This window comes from Streptomyces sp. NPDC059169 (assembly GCF_042755225.1).
Classification (GTDB): domain Bacteria; phylum Actinomycetota; class Actinomycetes; order Streptomycetales; family Streptomycetaceae; genus Streptomyces.
This window is the reverse complement of sequence record NZ_JBHZCF010000011.1, coordinates 191,235-210,348: the sequence shown is the minus strand read 5'-3', so window position 1 is coordinate 210,348 and position 19,114 is coordinate 191,235. Positions and strand designations below refer to the sequence as shown.

Annotated in this window: 14 protein-coding genes; 1 reads left to right on the top strand and 13 read right to left on the bottom strand. The window is 72.7% G+C overall.

All coding sequences use genetic code 11. The annotated features are described in order from the left end of the window. Nucleotides 1–10: 10 nt before the first annotated feature. From ACFXOM_RS21790 to ACFXOM_RS21735, 12 genes are all read right to left on the bottom strand, one after another. Nucleotides 11–1,051 carry an isopenicillin N synthase family dioxygenase gene (locus ACFXOM_RS21790; RefSeq protein ID WP_384941786.1) on the bottom strand — a complete coding sequence of 347 codons (1,041 nt, stop codon included), beginning with the start codon at nucleotides 1,049–1,051 and terminating at the stop codon, nucleotides 11–13. Between the two features lie 421 nt (nucleotides 1,052–1,472). Continuing rightward, nucleotides 1,473–2,057, bottom strand: coding sequence for a TetR/AcrR family transcriptional regulator (locus ACFXOM_RS21785; RefSeq protein WP_384941784.1), 585 nt, complete (start codon nucleotides 2,055–2,057; stop codon nucleotides 1,473–1,475). Further along, nucleotides 2,045–2,779 carry an enoyl-CoA hydratase family protein gene (locus ACFXOM_RS21780; RefSeq protein ID WP_384941782.1) on the bottom strand — a complete coding sequence of 245 codons (735 nt, stop codon included), beginning with the start codon at nucleotides 2,777–2,779 and terminating at the stop codon, nucleotides 2,045–2,047. Before ACFXOM_RS21780 ends, ACFXOM_RS21785 begins: the two co-directional genes overlap by 13 nt. Continuing rightward, nucleotides 2,776–4,368, bottom strand: coding sequence for a 4-coumarate--CoA ligase family protein (locus ACFXOM_RS21775; RefSeq protein ID WP_384941780.1), 1,593 nt, complete (start codon nucleotides 4,366–4,368; stop codon nucleotides 2,776–2,778). Before ACFXOM_RS21775 ends, ACFXOM_RS21780 begins: the two co-directional genes overlap by 4 nt. Nucleotides 4,369–4,422: 54 nt before the next feature. Then, nucleotides 4,423–5,586 carry an acyl-CoA dehydrogenase family protein gene (locus ACFXOM_RS21770; RefSeq protein WP_384941778.1) on the bottom strand — a complete coding sequence of 388 codons (1,164 nt, stop codon included), beginning with the start codon at nucleotides 5,584–5,586 and terminating at the stop codon, nucleotides 4,423–4,425. Then, the gene (locus tag ACFXOM_RS21765; RefSeq protein WP_385038868.1) at nucleotides 5,583–7,508 is read right to left on the bottom strand and encodes a biotin carboxylase N-terminal domain-containing protein; all 1,926 of its coding nucleotides are present in this window, start codon (nucleotides 7,506–7,508) and stop codon (nucleotides 5,583–5,585) included. The genes ACFXOM_RS21770 and ACFXOM_RS21765 overlap by 4 nt, the downstream gene beginning before the upstream one ends. Nucleotides 7,509–7,515: 7 nt before the next feature. After that, nucleotides 7,516–9,117 (bottom strand): acyl-CoA carboxylase subunit beta, encoded by a 1,602-nt coding sequence (locus tag ACFXOM_RS21760; RefSeq protein ID WP_384941774.1) that lies wholly within the window; start codon nucleotides 9,115–9,117, stop codon nucleotides 7,516–7,518. Beyond that, entirely contained in the window at nucleotides 9,114–10,865 is a 1,752-nt protein-coding gene (locus ACFXOM_RS21755; protein ID WP_384941802.1) for an acyclic terpene utilization AtuA family protein, read from the bottom strand. The genes ACFXOM_RS21760 and ACFXOM_RS21755 overlap by 4 nt, the downstream gene beginning before the upstream one ends. A 59-nt stretch (nucleotides 10,866–10,924) precedes the next feature. Further along, nucleotides 10,925–11,713 (bottom strand): TIGR03084 family metal-binding protein, encoded by a 789-nt coding sequence (locus tag ACFXOM_RS21750; RefSeq protein ID WP_384941772.1) that lies wholly within the window; start codon nucleotides 11,711–11,713, stop codon nucleotides 10,925–10,927. A 551-nt stretch (nucleotides 11,714–12,264) separates the two neighbouring features. Beyond that, entirely contained in the window at nucleotides 12,265–12,987 is a 723-nt protein-coding gene (locus ACFXOM_RS21745; protein WP_384941770.1) for a DUF429 domain-containing protein, read from the bottom strand. Nucleotides 12,988–13,000: 13 nt separating this feature from the next. Further along, the gene (locus ACFXOM_RS21740) at nucleotides 13,001–13,939 is read right to left on the bottom strand and encodes a DMT family transporter (protein ID WP_384941768.1); all 939 of its coding nucleotides are present in this window, start codon (nucleotides 13,937–13,939) and stop codon (nucleotides 13,001–13,003) included. Between the two features lie 491 nt (nucleotides 13,940–14,430). Next, nucleotides 14,431–14,982 (bottom strand): EF-hand domain-containing protein, encoded by a 552-nt coding sequence (locus ACFXOM_RS21735; protein WP_384941766.1) that lies wholly within the window; start codon nucleotides 14,980–14,982, stop codon nucleotides 14,431–14,433. Nucleotides 14,983–15,232: 250 nt separating this feature from the next. Here ACFXOM_RS21735 and ACFXOM_RS21730 point away from each other — a divergent pair, with 250 nt between their 5' ends. Beyond that, a complete protein-coding gene (locus ACFXOM_RS21730) occupies nucleotides 15,233–16,039 on the top strand; it encodes an HAD family hydrolase (protein ID WP_384941764.1) in 807 nt (268 codons plus the stop codon). A gap of 124 nt (nucleotides 16,040–16,163) precedes the next feature. Here ACFXOM_RS21730 and ACFXOM_RS21725 read toward each other — a convergent pair whose 3' ends face one another. Continuing rightward, nucleotides 16,164–19,007 (bottom strand): FAD-binding and (Fe-S)-binding domain-containing protein, encoded by a 2,844-nt coding sequence (locus ACFXOM_RS21725; protein WP_384941762.1) that lies wholly within the window; start codon nucleotides 19,005–19,007, stop codon nucleotides 16,164–16,166. Nucleotides 19,008–19,114 lie beyond the last annotated feature (107 nt).

Genomic DNA, 19,114 nt, shown 5'->3' with positions numbered 1-19,114 from the left:
GCACCGACGGTCAGGCCGCCCGCTCCACCAGTCCCGCGTGGTGGCGGGCGGCGACCAGCGGGTGCGCCCGCAGCTTGCCCTTCAATTCGTTGCGCCCGTAGTCGGCGAACAGCGGGTTCGCCGGGTCGGAGGTGATGCCGGGTGCGTCCGCCGCGTACGGGAAGGGCAGCGGGGCGATCCGGGCGTCCAGGCGCGGGTTGTAGAAGAACGGCACCGAGTAGCGCTCGGTGGCACCGGGCGGGCTGACCACCCGGTGGTTGGTGGCGACGAGGTAGCCGTCGGTGGCGACCTCGAGGAGCTCGCCGAGGTTGACCACGAAGGCTCCGGGCAGCGGCGGCACGTCGTGGAAGGCGCCGTCCTCGCGCTGCACCTGGAGACCGCCGATGCGGTCCTGGTGGAGCAGGGTGAGGAAGCCGTAGTCCTTGTGGACGCCGACGCCCTGGCCGGGCCCCGCGCCGTCGGGTGCGCTCCCCGGGTACCGCACCAGCTTGAGGTGCAGGTGCGCGCGGTCGCCGAAGACGTCGTCGTAGAAGTCGGGGGGCGCGCCGATCGAGGCGAGCAACTCGTGCAGCAGCTTGTCGGCGACTCCGGTGAGCCGGTCGATCCAGGTGAGTGCGGCGGTACGCAGACCGGGGAGCGCCGCGGGCCACTGGTTGGGGCCTTCCAGCCACCAGTACGCGGGTTCGCCCGGACCGGGGACGTGAGGAGGCCGCTCGGCCCCGATGTCGAGCTGGTCGCGCCAGTCCCGGCTGCCGCCGGTGCGTTCGTCGCCGATGCGGGTGTAGCCGCGGAAGTGCGGGGAGTTGATGTTGTCGATGGCGTGCCGGTCGCCTTCGGGGAGCGCGAAGAAGGCCCGCATCTGGGTCATCAGGGCGTCGGTCTCGGCTTCGGTGACGCCGTGGCCGGTCAGCTGGAAGAAGCCGACGTCGTGGGCGGCGCCGTGGAGCTTCGCGTGCAGTTCTGCGCGGGCCTCGGGGCCGCGGTCCGCCGCGGAGAGGTCGATGACGGGGAGCTGCCCGTCATCCTGCGAGTGGATCGACGAGAGAGACATGGGGTGCGTCCGCTGGGGTGTGTCCCGGCCGCCGACCCGGGTGGTGGCCGGGTACTCGTTCCGCCGATGCGCTCGGGATGGGGGCGCGACGGAGGGACCGGGTGGGTGGAGGGGGGCTTGGGTCGGGGCTAAGCCCGACAGCCCATGCTCGTGACGCGGAGGAAGTCCACGTGGCGGCGGCGTACGAGCGGAAGCATGCGGTAAGGATACGCCGCGGGCCTGACGCTGCGAGGTGATCCGGATCACACCGGGTCGCCCGGGGTGGAGAGCAGCTCAGGGGTCGGTGACGCGCACCTGGCGAGCGCGGATGCGGGCCGTTCCGTCCCGGACGGGCGGTCGGAGCGCTACGACGATTGCCGCGCGCTTCCGTGCGTTCCTCCTCGGTGGGGGCGCCGCGCTCGTGCGGGTGGTGCCGAGCTCCTCACCGGGTCCCGAGTGCCTCGTCCAGCAGCCGCGCCCACTGCCCCACGACCCGCTTCCGCCGCGCCTCGTCGTCCGTCAGCAGGTTGGCCAGGCCGAGCCCGCGCGCCATGTCCAGCAGCCCCTGGACGGTTTCCCGCACTCCCGGCAGCGACTCGTCCGCCCCCAGCAGCGCCACCGCTATCCGATGGGTCTCCCGGCCGACGCGGGATTCCAGCTCGGTGACGCGTTCACGCAGCTGCTCCTCGTTGGAGGCCGCTACCCACAGGTGCAGGGCGGCCCGGAACAGCGGGCCGGTGTAGAGGTCGACGAGGGCTTCCACCACGGCCGACCGGTCCTGCACCGGAAGGTTCCGCAATGCGCTGGAGCGTTCCTCGGCGACGTACTCGACGGCGGCCGTGAAGAGGTCCTCCCTCGTCGGGAAGTGGTGCTGTGCCGCCCCCCGGGAGACTCCGGCCCGCTCGGCGACCACCGAGACGGTGGAGCCCGCCCAGCCGCGTTCGGCTAGGCAGGCCACCGCGGCCTCCAGGAGCCGCTGCCGGGTGGCCCGGCTGCGGTCCTGCTTCGGAGGCGTCACCACACCCATGCGGGGTCCCGTCGTTCGAGGAAAGCCGTCATGCCCTCACGTGCTTCCGCGGAGGCGAAGAGCGACGCCGAGCGTTGGACGAGGTCCTCCGCGTCGCGGTCGAAGGTCTCCCGCACCCTAGCCGTGAGCAGCTGCTTCGTCGCGTCCAGGGCCTGCGGCGAGGCCCTGCGGAACCCGTCGAGGACAGGTGCGAGCGCCGCGTCCACGTCGTCGTCGGCCAGGGTGAGCAGGCCCGCGCGCGCGGCGTCCGCGGCGTCGAAGCGCTCCCCGCTGAGGTAGTAGCGGGCCGCGGCCCGAGGTTCCAGGCGTGGAAGCAGCGGCAGCGAGATCACCGCGGGTGCGACTCCGATCCGCACCTCCGTGAAGGCGAAGTCCGACGCCGTCGACGCCGCGGCGACGTCGCAGGCGCCGACGAGGCCGAGCCCGCCGGCCCGGACGTGACCGGTCACCCGGCACACCACCGGCTTGGGCAGTTCGACGATCTGCCGCAGCAGCGCGACGTAGGTGTACGGGTTGGGCGGTTCCTTCAGGTCGGCTCCGGCACTGAAGGTGTTCCCGGTGTGGGTGAGCACCACGGCCCGCACCGACGGGTCCTTCCCGCAGGCGGCCAGCGCCTCGGCGAGCTCGCCGACGAGCCGCGCCGACAGGGCGTTGCGGTTCGCCGGGGAGTCCAGGGTCAGGGTCGCGATGCCGCGCTCGTGCGCCGGCCTGAGCAGCGTCATGTGTTCTCCTTGTCGCGGTCGCGCAGTTCGCGCCGGAGGATCTTCCCCGATGCGGCGCGCGGCACCCCGTCGATGAACTCGACGCGGCGGATCTTCTTGTACGGGGCCACGCGCTCGGCGACGTACTGCAGGACGTCGTCGCCGGAGAGGTCGGCCGCGGCGGCCTGCCGTACGACGTACGCCTTCGGGATCTCGTTCCCGTCGCCGTCGAGCACGCCGATCACCGCGGCGTCGGCGACGCCCTCGTGGGTGAGCAGCAGGGCCTCCAACTCGGCCGGGGCGACCTGGAAGCCCTTGTACTTGATGAGTTCCTTCACCCGGTCCACGACGAACAGCCAGCCCTCGTCGTCGACCCGCCCGATGTCGCCGGTGTGCACCCAACCGTCGGTGTCGATCATGTCGGCGGTGGCCTCGGGCCGGCCCAGGTAGCCCTTCATGACCTGCGGGCCGCGGATCGCGATCTCGCCCTCCTCGCCGGGGGCCGCGTCCTCGGTCGGGTCGTCCAGCGACAGGATCCGCATCTCGGTGCTGGGCAGCAGCTTGCCGACGGCGCCGGGCGGCGGGTTCACCGCGTCGAGCGGCACGACGTGGGTGCCGGGGGACAGTTCCGTCATGCCGTACGCCTGGCGCACCGGCGGAAGTCCCAGCCGTGCCGAGCAGGCCGCGGCGAGATGGGCGTCGAGCGGTGCGGCGGCACTGACGAGGTACTCCAGCGACGACAGGTCGTACCGTGCCACCGCCGGGTGCTTGGCGAGGGCGAGAATAATCGGCGGAGCGACGTACAAGCCGTTGATGCGGTGCGTCTGGATGGCCTCCAGGAACTGGTCGAGGTCGAAGCGGGGCAGAACGACGACCGTGGCACCGTTGCGCAGCGGAGCGTTCATCAGCGCCGTGAGGCCGTAGATGTGGAAGAACGGCAGGACGGCGAGGATGCGGTCGCCCGGCACCATCGGGATGAACGGCTCCAGCTGGACCAGGTTGGTGGCGATGGAGCGGTGGGTGAGCATGACGCCCTTGGGGACCCCGGTGGTGCCCGAGGAGTACGGCAGCACGGCGACGTCCTCGCCGGGGTCGATGTCGTGGGCGGGTTCGGGCGCCGAGGAACCGAGCATGGTGAGCACGGAGACGTGGCCGTCCGCCTGGTCGCAGACGAAGATCTCCTCGATGCCGCCGACGAGTTCCGCCGCTCGACGGGCCGTTTCGAGGAGCGGGGAGACGGTGATGATCCAGCGGGCGGAGGAGTCGCGGAGCTGCTTGGCGAACTCCTCCGCCGTGGAGAGCGGGTGGACCGGGGTGACGGACGCCCCGGCCCGCGTGGCGCCGTAGAAGACGACCGGGTAGGCGACGGTGTTGGGGCTGTGCAGGGCGAGGACGTCGCCCTTGCGCACACCGGCGGCGGCGAGCGCGGCGGCGACCCGACGGTGGAACGCGTCGAGCTGCGCGTAGCTGATCGTCGTGCCGTCCGCCCCGTCGATCAGGGCGGCGCTGTCGCCGTACCCGGCGGCCCGGCCCAGCACGGCCTCGTGGATCGGGAGGGAAACTGCCGGGACGTCCGCGTATTCGCTGTGGAACACCCTTGCTACTGGCATGGTGGGCCCCTTCGACGTCGACGCTTTCGGTCGTGGTCGCCAGAATCGCGCCTGTCAGTACGACTTGGGGAGACCCAGGGACTGGTGGGATACGAAGTTGAGGATCATTTCCCGACTGACCGGGGCGATCCGGGCGACTCGGGCTGCAGTGACGAGTCGCGCGAGCCCGTACTCACGGGTGAGCCCGTTGCCACCGAGGGTGTGCACGGCCTGGTCGACGGCCTTCACACAGGCTTCCGCGGCCGCGTACTTGGCCATGTTGGCCGCTTCGCCGGCTGCCGCGTCGTCGCCCGCGTCGTAGAGCGCCGAGGCCTTCTGCATCATCAGCCGGGCGAGTTCCAACTCGATGTGGGCCTGCGCGAGGGGGTGGGCGATGGCCTGGTGGGCGCCGATGGCGTCCTTCCACACCTGGCGCTCCTTGGCGTACGCGACGGCGCGGTCGAGCGCGTACCGGCCCATCCCGATCGCGAACGCGGCGGTCATGATGCGCTCCGGGTTGAGCCCGGCGAACAGTTGCAGCAGACCGGCGTCCTCCCCCCCACGGCCTTCGGCGTGGGAGGCACCCTCACCGACGAGGGCGTCCCGCGGCAGCGCCACGTCGTCGAGGACCAGCTCGAACTGCTTCTCGTGGGCGTGCAGTTCCATGTCGATCTGCGAGCGCGTGAAGCCGGGGGTGTCACGGGGGACGATGAAGAGACACGGCTTGAGCCTGCCCGTGCGCGCGTCCTCGGTGCGTCCGACGATGAGCGTGGCGTCCGCGATGTCGACCCCGGACACGAAGACCTTGCGGCCGGTGAGGACCCAACCCTCCTCGGTCCTGCGCGCCGTCGTGGTGATCCGGTGGGAGTTCGAGCCGGCATCCGGCTCGGTGATGCCGAACGCCATGGTGCGGGTGCCGTCGGCGAGCCCGGGCAGCCAGGCCCGTTTCTGCTCCTCGGTGCCGAACCGGTCGATGACCGTGCCGCAGATCGCGGGGGAGACGACCATCATCAGCAGCGGGCAACCGGCCGCGCCGAGTTCCTCCAGCACGATGGACAGGTCGGCCATGCCGCCGCCCCCGCCGCCGTACTCCTGCGGGAGGTTGACGCCGAGGTAGCCGAGCTTGGCTGCCTCGGACCAGAGTTCCTCCCGGTCGTACCCGACGCCGTGGCGGTGCCCGAGCGCGGACACGGCGGCGCGCAGGGCGGTCTGTTCTTCGCTCTCGATGACGCTGCTCATGGGGTTTCGTCCTCCTGAACGACGGCGAGAAGGGCACCGACCTCGACCTGGTGGCCGGGGGCGGCGTGGAGCGCGGTGAGCGTGCCGGAGGCCGGAGCGGTGATCTTGTGCTCCATCTTCATCGCCTCCAGCCAGACGAGCGGCTGCCCGGCACTGACCTTCGCGCCGGGGGCGAGGCCCTCGGCGACCCGGACGACCGTGCCGGGCATGGGCGCCAGCAGCGAGCCGGGCTCGCGCTGGGCCGCGGGATCGGCGAAGCGCGGCACCTCGTCGAGCGCGTACGCCTGCGTGGCGGTGTCGACGTGGATCCGGTCGCCGTAGCGGTGGACCCGGTACCGGCGCTCCACCCCGTCGACGTCCAACCGCACCACGTGTGCGGACGCGTCGAGGACCCGCACGTGCGGGAAGTCCTCCGCCTCGGTGCCCAGGCGGGTGGTGCGGTAACGCACCTCGTGTTCCCGGCTGTCGGCCGTGACGTACCGCTTGACCTGCGGCTGGGACGGTAGGTTGCGCCAGCCGCCGAGGCGGGCCGAGACTCCGGGCGGGGGCGGCCCGGCCGCAGCGCCACCGGTACGGCGGACGGCCGCGTCCGCGAGGGCGGCGGCGAGCGCGGCGACGTCGTCCCCACCCTGCCCGCGGGTCAGTCCGGGCAGGTGACGGTCGTAGAAGCCGGTGTCCATCCGGCCGGCGACGAACTCCGGGTGCCGAAGGGACCGCACGAGGAGCTCCCGGTTGGTGACCGGACCGTGGATGCGGGCCCGCTCCAGCGCCCCGGACAACGTGCGCACCGCCTCCGCACGGGTCGGCGCCCACGCGACCGCCTTGGCGAGCATCGCGTCGTAGTGCACCCCGATCGCGTCCCCTTCGGCGTACCCGGTGTCCAGGCGTACCCCGGGTACGTGGAGGTGGTGCAGCGTCCCGGTCTGGGGGGCGAAGCCGTGCGCGGGGTCCTCGGCGTAGAGCCGCGCCTCGACGGCGTGGCCGTGGCCGGACGGCGGCTCGCCCTCGAGGGCTCCGCCCTCCGCGACCCGGATCTGCAGACCGACCAGGTCGACCCCGAACACGGCCTCGGTGACCGGGTGCTCCACCTGGAGGCGGGTGTTCATCTCCAGGAAGTGGGCCGTGTCCCCGACGACGAGGAACTCCACGGTGCCTGCCCCCCGGTAGTCGGTGGCCCGGGCGGCACGGACGGCCATCTCGTGCAGGGTGGCGGTGAGTTCCGTTCCGAGGCCGGGCGCCGGTGACTCCTCGATCACCTTCTGGTGGCGGCGCTGCAGCGAGCAGTCACGGGTCCCGAGAGGCCAGACCGTGCCGTACGCGTCGGCCACGATCTGCACCTCGACGTGCCGGCCGCCCTCGACGTACGGCTCGACGAAGACCTCCCCGTCGCCGAACGCGCTCAGCGCTTCGGCACGTGCGGCCACCAACGCGTCCTCCAGCGCCCTGAGTTCCCGCACCACTCGCATCCCGCGCCCGCCGCCGCCCGCCGCAGCCTTGACCAGGACCGGTAGGTCGTCCTCCGTGAGCTCGGACGCGTCCAGTGGCGCGATCCCCATCAGCTGCTTGGCGCGCGTCTTGGACGCCATCGCCTCGATCGCGGCGGGGGGCGGGCCGATCCACACCAGCCCGGCGTCGACGACCGCACGCGCGAAGTCGGCGTTCTCGGACAGGAACCCGTATCCGGGGTGCACGGCGTCCGCGCCGGCGGCCAGCGCCGCCTTCACGATCCTGTCCCCCCGCAGGTAGGTCTCGGCGGGGGCGGAGCCCGGCAGCCGCACCGCCACGTCCGCCTCCCGTACGTGCAGGGCACCCGCGTCCGCGTCCGCGTACACGGCGACCGTCGCGATGCCCAGCTCACGACAGGTGCGGAAGACCCGACAGGCGATCTCGCCCCGGTTGGCGACAAGGACAGACTGGATCATCAGGGCCTCACATCCTGAAGACGCCGAAGCCGCCGCGCGCGCCTTCGACCGGGGCCGTGTGGATGGCGGACAGGCACATACCGAGGACCGTGCGGGTGTCGCGGGGGTCGATGACGCCGTCGTCGTACAGCCGCCCCGACAGGAACGTCGGCAGCGACTCCGTCTCGATCTGCTGCTCCACCATGGCGCGCAGGGCGGTGTCGGCCTCGACGTCGTAGGGCTGTCCCTTCGCGGCGGCGGAGGCGCGGGCGACGATCGACAGGACGCCGGCCAACTGCTGCGGGCCCATGACGGCGGACTTGGCACTGGGCCACGCGAACAGGAAGCGCGGATCGTACGCCCGCCCGCACATGCCGTAGTGACCCGCGCCGTAGGACGCGCCCATGAGCACGGACAGGTGCGGCACCTTCGAGTTCGCCACCGCGTTGATCATCATCGCGCCGTGCTTGATGATGCCGCCCTGCTCGTACTCCTTGCCGACCATGTAGCCGGTGGTGTTGTGCAGGAACAGCAGCGGGATGTCTCGCTGGTTGGCCAACTGGATGAACTGGGCGGCCTTCTGGGACTCGGCACTGAACAGCACACCCTGCGCGTTCGCCAGGATGCCCACCGGATAGCCGTGCAGCCGCGCCCATCCGGTGACCAGGCTCGTCCCGTACAGCGGCTTGAACTCGTCGAAGTCCGAGGCGTCCACGATCCGGGCGATCACCTCGCGCGGGTCGAACGGGGTCTTCAGGTCCTCGGGAACGATGCCGAGCAGTTCGTCCTCGTCGTAGGCGGGGGGTTCAACCGGTCCGGCGGGATCGCGCTGGGCCTTGCGGTGGTTGAGACGGACGACGATGCGGCGGGCCTGCCGCAGCGCGTCCTGCTCGTCGACCGCGAAGTGGTCCGCGAGCCCGGACGTGCGGGCGTGCATCCCCGCACCGCCGAGGGACTCGTCATCGCTCTCCTCGCCGGTGGCCATCTTCACCAGCGGAGGTCCGCCGAGGAAGACCTTCGAACGCTCCTCGATCATGACGGCGTGGTCGGACATGCCGGGGACGTAGGCGCCGCCCGCGGTGGAGTTGCCGAAGACGACCGCGACGGTGGGGATCCCGGCGGCCGACAGCCGTGTGAGGTCGCGGAACAGCGCCCCGCCCGGGATGAAGATCTCTTTCTGGCTCGGCAGGTCGGCACCGCCGGACTCGACGAGACTGATCAGCGGCAACCGGTTGGCGAACGCGATCTCGTGGGCGCGCAGGATCTTCTTCAGCGTCCAGGGGTTGCTCGCCCCGCCGCGCACGGTCGGATCGTTGGCGGTGATCAGGCACTCGACGCCCTCGACCGTACCGATGCCGGTCACCACGGACGCGCCGACCGGATAGTCACTCCCCCACGCGGCCAGCGGCGACAGCTCCAGGAACGGGGTGTCGGGATCGAGGAGCAGCTCGACCCGCTCGCGGGCGAGCAGCTTGCCGCGCGTGCGGTGCCGGGCCGTGTACTTCTCACCGCCGCCGGCAAGCGCCTTGGCGTGCTCCGTTTCCAGGCCGTCGAGCTTGGCGAGCATGGCGGCGCGGTGGGACGCGTAGTCGGCGCTCGACGTGTCGAGCGTGCTGGTGAGGGCGGTCATGGGGCCACCTCCGGTGCGGGTGCGAGGGCGGACGCCGCCTCGGCGGCGGACAGCAGCTCTTCGGGTACGTCCACCCGGCGCGCGCGGAGCCACTCCCCCAGCCCCTTCGCCTGCGGATCGAACCGCGCTTGGGCGGCGACGCCTTCGCCGAGCAGTCCCTCGACCACGAAGTTCAGCGCGCGCAGATTGGGCAGGACGTGCCGGGTGACGGTCAAACCGCGGGTTTCCGGCAGGAGTTCACGGAAGGCGTCGACGGTCAGCGCGTGGACCAGCCACCGCCACGCCCCGTCGCTGCGCACCCACACCCCGACGTTCGCGTCCCCGCCCTTGTCGCCGCTTCGGGCGCCCGCGACCAGCCCGAGGGGCACCCTGCGGACCGGACCCGCCGGCGGCGGTGGCGGCAACGGCGGTGCGCCGACCGGTTCCAGGACCCGGGTGCAGCCCGCGTGCGGCACGGCCACCCGCCGTCCGTCCGGGAGCACGGCGCCGTGCTCGACCGACGACGCCTCCACGTACGCGGCCTCGAACACCCCGTACGGCGTGCCCTTCCCTGGCGGGGACGTCACGTGGAACCCGGGGTAGCTGCCCAGCGCGAGTTCGATCGCGGCCCCGCTGACCACCCGGCCGACCGCCGCGGGGTCAGGGTCACGGACCACCAGCCGCAGCAGCGCGCTGGCCGTCTCCTCGGTGTCCGCGTCCGCGCGGTCGGTCCGTGAGAGCTCCCAACGGACCTCGGCGGGGCGGGACCCGGCCCGCAGGAAGGCGTCCTCCAGCTGCGCCCGAACCAGTTCCGCCTTGGCCTCCACGTCGAGGCCGGTGAGGACGAAGACGACCTCGTTGCGCCAGCCGCCGAGCCGGGTGAGCCCGACCTTGAGGGTGGGCGGCGGGGCCTCACCGCGCACCCCCGAGATGCGCACCCGATCGGGTCCGTCCTGGGCCAGCGCCACGGTGTCGAGCCGCGCGGTGACGTCTGGCCCTGCGTACCGCGCGCCGCCCGTCTCGTACAGCAGCTGGGCGGTGACCGTCCCGGTGTCCACGACTCCGCCGGTGCCTTCGTGCTTGGTGATCACGCTGCTGCCGTCGGCGTACAACTCGGCGACGGGAAAACCGGGCCGGCGCACGTCGTGACCGTTGAAGTGGGCGTAGTTGCCGCCGGTCGCCTGCGTGCCGCACTCCAGCACGTGCCCGGCGACGACGGCTCCGGCGAGCGCGTCGTCGCACCCGGGGTCCCCCGGGGTCCAGCCGAAGTGCCACTGCGCGGGCCCCGTGACCAGCGCCGCGTCCGTGACCCGGCCGGTGACCACGACGTCCGCCCCGGCCGCGAGGCACGCGGCGATCCCGCCGCCGCCGAGGTAGGCATGGGCGGCGAGGGCGTCGGGGAAGCGGGCGCCGAGGTCGTCGCCCTCGACGTGCGCGACCCGCACCGGGACCCCGACGCGGTCCGCGAGTTCGCGCACGGCGCCGGCGAGTCCCTCCGGGTTGAGGCCGCCGGCGTTGGCGACGATCCGGACACCGCGCTCGTGGGCCAGCCCGAGGCCCTCCTCCAATTGGCGCAGGAAGGTCTTGGCGTAGCCGAGGCGCGGGTCCTTCATCCGGTCGCGGCCGAGGATCAGCATCGTGAGTTCGGCGAGGTAGTCGCCGGTGAGGACGTCGAGCCGGCCGCCGGTGAGCATCTCGCGCATCGCGTCGAACCGGTCGCCGTAGAAGCCGGAGGCGTTGCCGATCCGCAGCGGCGGCACGGAGGACACCGCCGGAGGCGTCGGGGGCGTGGCGGAATGCGGGGAGGGCGGCGGCGCGGAGGGCACGGTCAGGCCTCCTTCGGAGCGCGTCCGGAGCCCGCGGGTCCTGCGAAGGCCTGGGCGATGTCCAGCCACCGGTCCGCTTCCTCGCCCTCGGCCCGTACGGCGAGGTCGTCGCGGTGGGCCCGCTGGGTGACGAGCAGGCAGAAGTCCAGAGCGGGGCCGGTGACGCGCTGCGGGGCGTCCTCGGGCCCGTACGTCCACAGGCCGCCGTCCGGAGCGGTCAGCTCGACCCGGAACGCGGCGGTGGGCGGTTCGAGGCCGCGTACGGCGTAGGCGTAGTCACGGGCCCGTACGCCGATGTGCGCCACGTGCCGCAGGCGGGCGGACGGTGCGCGTACGGCGCCGAGCGCGTCGGCGACGTCCTGGCCGTGCGCCCAGGTCTCCATGAGCCGAGCGGTCGCCATCGACATGGCGCTCATCGGCGGCCCGTACCAGGGGAAGCGGGCTCCGGCGGGGGCGCTCGCCAGGGCGTGGTGGAGCCGGTCGCGCCCGGCCCGCCAGCGGGCGAGGAGCACGGACGGCGGCAGCGCGGCCACCTCCTCGGCGGCCTCGTCGACGAAGGTTTCGGGCGCGGAGAGGGCCTTCTCCACCTCGGCTCCGAAAGCCGCCCCGTCGGTGGCGGAGAGCAGGGCCACCTCGTCGGTCCAGGTCAGGTGGGCGATCTGGTGGGCGATGGTCCAGCCGGCCGCGGGGGTCGCGACCGCCCATTCAGCATCAGTCAACTCGCCTACGAGAAGGTCGAGTTCTTCGCTCTCTGCCGCCAAGTCGTCGAGTACGACTGCGGGGTCGGACACGGTGCGCTCCCTCCGGGACACGGCGTGGTGCCCGGAGCATGGCAGGACCGAGGGAAACAATCAAGCGTGCTTGCTTTACTTTTTCGGCCTCTTTTGCGCGACCTCTTTCGCGGCCGGTTCGAACGGCCGGAGTGCGCGGCCGGAGCACGCGGGCGGTTCGAGCGGCCGGAGCACGCGGGCGGGTGCGGTGGGCGGCACGGCAGCCCGCGAGGCGACCCGCGGTCGCACAACCGACCTCGGCCGAAGCACACGTCACCGACGTGCGGCCGGACCGGACGACGGTGACGACGGAACGCGCGCCGGCGGGCCACAGCCGCGGCGGACCGCTGTCGGTGCGGATCGCTGCGTGCGCAGAATCGCCTACGGCATGCCGGTCGCGGCGGCAGCAGGCCCGTCCGGGGACCCAGCTGCCGGTCGGCATCCCGAGCCGGACGAGCCGGGACGCGTGCGGCAGGCTGCGGGGGGCCGGCGGGCGCCGTCACCGCCAGCGGCACGCGGACAGACCCGGACCGGACCGGGCCCGGGAACGCACGAGCCCCGACCCTCACCCGTCAGTACCAGATGGCGACGGGGCGGCCGTGGGAGTCGTGTTCCGGCGGGTCAGGCAGGCGGGAGGCGCAGCCGATCGCGATCCTGTGGGCGCTCCACGCAGCGGCCGCCGCGTCCAGCACGTCGTCCGGTGCCGCCAGGCCGGCATCACCCAGGTCGTCGGGCAGCGCGATCCCGGCGGCCGCGAGGAGCGAGCGTCGGGCCATCTGCCCGGTCCAGCTCTTCTTGCGGTGCGTCAGAGGTCGCCTTCCGGCCAGCGCCCAGAACGACACCTCGGGGTGCACCTCGAAGAGGCGGCCGCCTTCTGCCCCCGCCAGGCAGTCGTTCGCCTCGCGCAGCTTGGCGGCGAGCCCCCAACTCTGGCGGCTCAGACCGGCTCCGGTGAGTTCGCGGCAACGGCGACCGGCGGCCTCGTACGACTCCGCCTCCCACACCGCCCGCGGCGGCACCCGGAAGACGCTGCCCCGCAGCCTGCCCAGCAGGGCCGCCGCCTCGGCGTCCGCCCGGCGCCACCCGGCGTCGAGGATCCCCAAGGGCATGTCCACGGCCACCGTGCCTGCACCGCCGGCCAGCGCCCGGCCGACCACGCCTTCCAGCTCGGGACCGACGCGCGCTCCCGCGAACCGGCCGTCACGGAGCTCGACCGAGACCCACCCGGCCGCGCAGGCGTCGACACCGAGGACCGTCACCACGCCGCCCGGTCCCCCCTCGTGGTGGCGTCGCACCTCGGGGCGACACTCATTCCGACCGGATCCGTCCGGCCCGGGTGCGCACCGCGCCCATGCTGGCGGCGACGACCAGGGCGATCGCCAGCGCATCGGCCGCCGAGAGCGCCTGGTGCAGCACCAGGAACCCGGCGGTCGCTGCGATGGCCGGCTCCAGGCTCATCAGCACGGCGAACGTCGGCGCGGGCAGCCTGCGCAGGGCGAGCAGCTCCAGCGTGTAGGGAAGGACGGACGACATCACCGCGACGGCGAGTCCCAGCCCGATGGTGGAGGGCACGAGGAGCCTGCCGCCCGCCTCGGTGATGCCGAAGGGCAGGCTGATCACGGCACCGACGGCCATGGCCAGAGCCAGCCCATCCGCCTGCGGGAAGCGGCGTCCGGTGCGGGCGCTGAAGACGATGTACGCGGCCCACATCGCACCCGCACCGAGGGCGAAGGAGGTACCGACCGGGTCGAGCCGGTCGAAGCCGCCCCCGCTGAGCAGCGCCACACCGCCGAGGGCGAGACCGGCCCACACGAGGTTGACCAGGCGCCGCGACGCCACGACGGAGAGCGCGAGCGGGCCGAGCACCTCGAAGGTGACGGCGGCTCCCAGCGGAATCCGGTCCACGGCCTGGTAGAAGAGCATGTTCATCGCGGCCATCGCCACGCCGAACGCGACCACCGTGCCCCAGTCGGTGCGCGAGTACCCGCGGAACTTCGGCCGGCACATGAGGAGCAGGACCAGCGCGGCGAGGATCAGCCGGAGCGTGACGACGCCGAGCGCACCGGCGCGCGGCATCAGCAGGACGGCGACGGCCGCGCCGAACTGCACGGAGAGTCCGCCGGCGACGACGAGCGCAACCGGCCCGAGCGCACCGGCGCGACGGGCGGTTCCACGCTCCAGGGCCCCTGCCGCTTCGGGCAGGGCGACGACGGAGACCGCCTTCTCGGCGCTACGGGGGCTGCTCACCAGATCCTGCCTTCGTTCACCTCATTGCACTGTCGGCCCAAAATACTGCACTGACTTCGGCTCGGTCCACAGGGATCCCCCTCCACGCTACGGAACACCCGGGCGGGGACCCCACACCACTCACCAGTGCCTGACGAAACGGCTCCCGCGCCCATGCCCGTCCATGAACGCCACCCCAGGCTCCGGTAGGAAGCCGGGCGCACCGCGGGCAGCCGCCCCGCCGTCATGAACGGGGACGACGGAGGGGACAGTGGCCGCGACGGCACACTCGCCGCCGCCCGTGTTCCCGCAGCAGCTCGTGCCGAAGGGCGGAACCCACCGCGCGGGCGTCCGGCGTCCTCCCTGCGGCACCGGCACCGGCACCGGCACCGCCGCGTCCGGCGAACGGTCAACGGCCGGACCGCCCCGGCCGTGCCCGCGCCGTGGTGCACGGCGCGGGCACGCGCCGCCGGACCCCGTACCGGCCGGCACCTCCCCGGGAGCGGGTGCGGTCAGACGCGCCCGAAGAACATGCTGCCCGGTACCTCCGGGTCGCTGGACAGGTAGTACTCGCGAACCGCGCGGATGAACTCGTGGCGCGAGATCGCTCCGTCCCCGTCCGTGTCCAGCATGGCGAAGACGTCCATCGCGTCGGGCGCGTCGCTCTTCCACACCTCCCTCAGGAAGAGGGCGAACTCGTCCTTGCCGATCTCGTTGTCGCCGTCGACGTCGATGACGTCGAAGATCGCATGGCCGCCGCCCTCGACCACGCTGAGCCGACTGGTGTCGATGACCGCGAGGCGGTTGGCCGTGACGAACTGCTCCTTCGTGAGCCGGCCCGTGTCCACGCCAGCGTGCCGCAGCAGCTCCAGGAAGTAGATCTGGCAGAAGGCCTGGATCGCCCTGGCCCGGCGGTCGTCCTTGCCGAGCCGGTATGCCTGGATGTAGCGGTCACCGAGCTTCTGGTAGTCCGTCCAGTCCACGTAGCCGTCGCGGTTGGCATCCATGCTGTCGAACATGCGCTCAAGCTTGGTGGTGATGACGTCCTGTGCCGTCGTGGTCATGGGCTGAACCCTTCCGTGATCTTGATCCTCGGGACTTCCAGAATGAGGCAAACCACGCTGAAGGCATACCAGTCCGGGCATACGGCACTCGATTTGGTGATCATTCAGTCGCGCCTGCCGGATACCGCGCCGGGGCCGGTCGAGCATGGGCCACGGCATCTGCCCGCACACGGGCCGTCCCCCCGAAAGACCGTCACACCAGTTGCTTGACCTGCAACTTCACGCTGACGGAGGCCAGTAGCATGGCGTGATGACGCTGCCACGGCTGATCGCCACCGATCTGGACGGCACGCTCCTGCGCCGGGGCGGCACCGTCTCGGACCGCACCCTGCAGGCCCTGCGGACCGCCACGGACGCCGGGGCCGAGGTCGTCTTCGTCACCGCCCGACCACCCCGTTTCGTCGACGCGCTCGCCACCGTGACGGGACTCGCCGGAACGGCGGTGTGCAGCAACGGCGCACTGGTCTACGACGTCACCACCCGCACCGTCACCACGTCCCGCGCCCTGGCCCTCCCGGTCGCCCGCGACGTGGCGACCGCCCTCTCGACGGCGGCACCCGGGCTCGGCTTCGCCGTGGAGACGGGCCACCACGTGCTGTACGAGCCCGCCTACGGCCTGCGCTTCGGCGTGCCCGAAGCCGAACGCGCCGTCTCGTCACCGGCGGACCTGTGGCTGGTCGACACACCCATCGTCCAACTACTGGCCCATTCGCGGGAGTTCGAGGCTGACATGCTCCTCGCCATCGCCGAGGAGGCAGCGGGCGGTGCGGCCCAGTTCACCCACTCCGGCGGCCACGGACTGCTGGAGGTCAGTGCGACGGGCGTCACCAAGGCCGAGGCCCTCGCCATGCTCTGCCGCGAGCGGGGCGTCCCTGCCGCGGACGTCGTGGCCTTCGGTGACATGCCCAACGACCTGACCATCCTGAACTGGGCCGGCACCGGCTACGCCATGGCCAACGCCCACCCGACCGTCCTGGACGCCGTGGCCCGGCACACCTCGTCCAACGAGGAGGACGGCGTGGCGGAGGTGCTGGAAGAGCTCTTCGGCAGGGCCTGAGCCGGTCGCGCTGCGGCGGGACGGATCGCCGTCGACACCGCCGTCGACCCGGGTCGCCCGGCGGTGACGACACGCCCGTGCCCCCGGAACGCGCGCCGTGACGACCCCGACCCACGGTCGTCCCTCACCCGTCCGCGCGCCCACGGCTGTTCTCTCCTTCCTTCCCGTCCAGCACGTCCGCCAGCACCTCCGCCAGATGGCGCCCCCGCCGTCCCGTCAGCTGCTCCAGCTGCGTGCGGCACGAGAAGCCGTCCGCCAGCAGCACGGCGCCGTCACCTGCCGCCCGCACCGCCGGCAGCAACTGGTCCTCGGCACACGCGACGGACACGCCGTAGTGGCCGCGCTCGAAGCCGAAGCTGCCCGCCAGGCCGCAGCAGCCTCCGCTCAAGTCGCCGCTCAGACCGATGCGTTCGCGCAGCCGGCGATCCGCCACGTCGCCGAGGACGGCGTGTTGGTGGCAGTGGGTCTGGCCGGCGGTGGATCGGTTCACCCGCGGCGGCTCCCAGTCCGGTGCGCACTCCTCGAGCACTTGGGCGAAGGTGCGCACGGAACCCGCCAGGCGGACCGCCCGAGGATCGTCTCCGAGCAGTTCCGGCAGGTCGGTGCGGAGCGCTGCCCCGCAGCTCGGTTCCAGCACGACGACCGGCACGCCGAGGTCGAGCAGCGGCTCCACGGTGTCCAGCGTCCGGCGCAGCACGGCGCGGGCGCGGTTCAGCTGTCCCGTGGTGACGTACGTCAGTCCGCAGCAGACCCGCCCGGCGGGGACGGCGAGGCCCACCCCAGCAGCTTCCAGCACGGCGACTGCCGCCCGGCCGACCTCCGGCGAGAGGTGGTCGGTGAAGGTGTCGGGCCACAGCACCGCGGTACGGGGCTCTGCCAGGACCTCCATGCGGTCCGCCAGGTGCTCCCGCAGCCACTGGCGGAACGTCCGCGTCGCGAGCCGCGGCAGCTCGCGTTCCGGTGCGATGCCGCCCAGCCGCTTCGCCAGCGCGGCGAACGGAGCCACGCCTGCCACTGCGTTCAGCACCCCCGCGAGCGGAGCCGCCGCATGCAGCCACTGCGGTAGCCGACCCATCGTGTAGTGGGCGGCGGGTCGCCGCCGCCCCGCGTAGTGGTGGTGCAGGAACTCCGCCTTGTACGTGGCCATGTCCACACCCACCGGACAGTCGCTGCGGCACCCCTTGCAGGACAGGCACAGGTCCAGCGCCTCCCGCACCTCCTCCGAGCGCCAGCCGTCCGTGACCAACTGCCCGGCGAGCATCTCGTGGAGCAGCCGGGCTCGTCCCCGCGTGGAGTGCCGCTCCTCGCCGGTCGCCCGGTACGAGGGGCACATCACCCCGGGGCCCGAAGCCGGCCCGTCAACCCGGCATTTGGCCACCCCGACACAGCGCCGCACCGCACCGGCGAAGTCTCCCCCGTCGTGCGGATAGCCGAACTCCACGTCGCCCCCGGTACGGGGCAGCACCTCGAAGCGGAGGTTCTCGTCCAGGCGCGCGGGTCGGACCAGCACCCCCGGGTTCAGTCCGCCGGCGGGGTCCCACAGGTCCTTGAACCGGCCGAAGAGGGCGACCAGTTCGTCCCCGTACATCTTCGGCAGCAGCTCGGCCCTGGCCTGCCCGTCGCCGTGCTCGCCGGACAGCGAACCCCCGTGCGCGACGACGAGCGCGGCCACGTCCTCGGAGAAGTCCCGGAAGCGCCGCACGCCCTCCGCGCCCAGCAGGTCGAAGTCGATGCGGACGTGGATGCAGCCGTCCCCGAAGTGCCCGTACGGCGTCCCGCGCAGCCCGTGCTCGGCCAGCAGCACGCGGAAGTCACGCAAGTACGCACCCAGCCGGGCCGGCGGCACCGCGCAGTCCTCCCAGCCCGGCCACGCCTCGGTGCCGTCCGGCATCCGGGTCGCGGTGCCCGCGGCGTCCTCCCGCACCCGCCAGAGGTGGCGCTGCCCCGTCGGGTCGGTCACGATCGTGCCGTCGAGCGCGTCGGCGGTCCGTACGACCTCCTGGGCACGGGACCGGGCCTCGCCGTCGGTCGCTCCTCCGGTCTCGACGAACAGCCACGCACCGCCGCGCGGCAGTGCTCCCGGGTCGGGAACCAGGTCCGCCGCCATGCCTTCGACGGTCAGCGGACCGTGCGGCAGCAGCCCTGCGGCGGCCTCGGCCGCCGCGCTCTCGTCGACGTAGCCGAGCACGGCGAGGGCCCGGGCGGGTGGCGACGGAACCAGCCGCACCGTCGCTTCGGTCAGTACACCCAGGGTGCCCTCACTTCCGCAGAAGGCGCGCGCGAGATCGGGGCCGTTCTCCGGGAGCAGGGCGTCCAGGGCGTATCCGGAGATCCGGCGGGGCAGTCCGGGTGGGAAACCGGTCCGCAAGCGCGCCAGGTTCTGCTCGACCAGCTCCCGCAGTCCCTCGGGGGCGGTGGTCCAGCCCCGCGTGCGGCCGAGCCGCAGCTCCGCACCGCCGTACGTCACGACGGACAGCTCACGAACGTTGTCTGCGGTGGTCCCCCAGGCCACCGAGTGCGCCCCGCACGCGTTGTTGCCGATCATCCCGCCGAGCGTGCAGCGGCTGTGCGTGGACGGGTCGGGACCGAAGGTCAGTCCGTGCACCCCGGCGGCGGACCGCAGCCGGTCGAGCACGGCACCCGGCTGGACGACGGCCGTCCGGGTCTGCGGGTCCACCGACACGACGGCCCGCATGTGTCGGGTGAAGTCGAGCACGACCCCGGTGCCGGTCGCCTGTCCTGCGATCGAGGTCCCCGCTCCGCGGGGCACGACCGGAACGCCGTGGCTGCGGCAGACGGCGAGCGCCGCACTGACGTCCGCCGCGTCGCGCGGGGCCACGACCCCGTCGGGGACCCGGCGGTAGTTGGACGCGTCCATCGTCATCAACGCCCGGGTCCCGGCTCCGAAGTCCACTTCCCCGCGCACTTCCCGGCGCAGGGCACGCTCCAGTTCCTCACGATCAGCCATGGGCACAGGGTGCCCCGGCCCGCCCGCGCCCACCCGCTCGTTCGAGTGACTCCACACCCCCGTCCCAGCCAGTGATCACTTGTCTCATCGGCCGGACACGGCGTCCG